General features: G+C 43.3%; 2 protein-coding genes. Both read right to left on the minus strand.

Annotation, left to right across the window (positions count from 1 at the left end):
* Positions 1 to 865: IS3 family transposase (locus LZG72_RS29065; RefSeq protein ID WP_233878763.1), on the minus strand; the 865-nt coding region annotated here is incomplete at its 3' end.
* A gap of 11 nt (positions 866 to 876) precedes the next feature.
* A partial coding sequence (locus LZG72_RS29070) for a transposase (protein ID WP_233878764.1) occupies positions 877 to 1,227 on the minus strand: 351 nt, incomplete at its 5' end.

Below are 1,227 nucleotides of genomic sequence, written 5' to 3' on the forward strand. Positions count from 1 at the left end.
CAGTCCAAATATTGAGTTTAGATCTTTCCAAGGCTGTGGGTTCTTTGATTTCTTGTTCAAACGCGTCAGGTGTTAGTCCGCCATGAGCTGAGTGTGGCCTTTTGTTATTATAAGTATCCACAGCCCTTTTAACTTCGGTTTTCAGTTGCTGAGGACTTGTAATATTCCAATGTGCCAGGTACTGGTTTTTGATTGTCCCGTTCACCCGTTCGATGTGTGCGTTTTCGTAAACTGTGTTGCACATACTGATCTGGATTTGGGAATTCTTTAACAAGCTGGTATAATCATCGCTGACGTATTGGCCGCCCCTGTCTGAATGATGGATGAGCTTTTGACCATAGCTTCTTATTCCTCTTGTTTTCAGGGCCATTTTCAGGGCATTCACATTGTTTTCAGCTCGCATGTTGTCGGCAACAGAATAGCCTACAATCAAACGGGAGTAGACGTCCATGATGAAGACAATGTAAAAATCTTGCTCTGCTACCTTAAAGTAAGTCAGGTCACTGGTCCATAACTGATTGATGTTATCGAGTACTTTATTGGTCAACAGGTTCTGGTAGCGGCTGTAAGGACTTGAAAATGTCGTTCTGGTCTTATTACGGAACACTTTAACGCGGAACCCGTAATAAAGCCCGATGCTGATAAAAGCATCACGGCCTACATTTTCCGGTTGGCAAAGTTCATACATCGTACGAAGCCCCATGGCTGGGTGTGAGTCTCGTACTTGCATGATCAGGCCGACAACGAGCTCTTCTTTCATCTGCCATTGTATTTCGCGCTGCACAGACTTGTAATGTCCCTGCTTAGTGATTTGACAATGCCCATATAAAGCAGTCATTGGGTAACTATGTGTGGCTAAGTTCATACGGAAATGCTCTAAGGTCCAGGATTGAAATTTTTTTTAATGTCCACATCGAGCTCTTTCGAAGCGATTTCGATCAACTTATCCTGAAAATCAATAACCATCTGTTTTTGACCCAGGATACGTTCTAATTCAGCCACTTTCTTTTGCAGCTCAATGTTCTTAGCTGACTCACTGTCCTTTTGTACCACCATGGTTGTCCCTCTTTTGTGATCGGGTGAGTATTTATAAATCCAATTATAAATACTTTCAGGTGAAACTTCCCAAAGCTTGGAAACAGCTAAAATACTGGTTTGACCAGAAGTGATCTGGGCTACCTTTTCGCGTTTGAACCACAGCGGTGGCCGCTCGTCGCTGAAAATCCG

Origin of the sequence: Dyadobacter sp. CY323 (assembly GCF_021390245.1) — a bacterium.
Lineage (GTDB): Bacteria > Bacteroidota > Bacteroidia > Cytophagales > Spirosomataceae > Dyadobacter.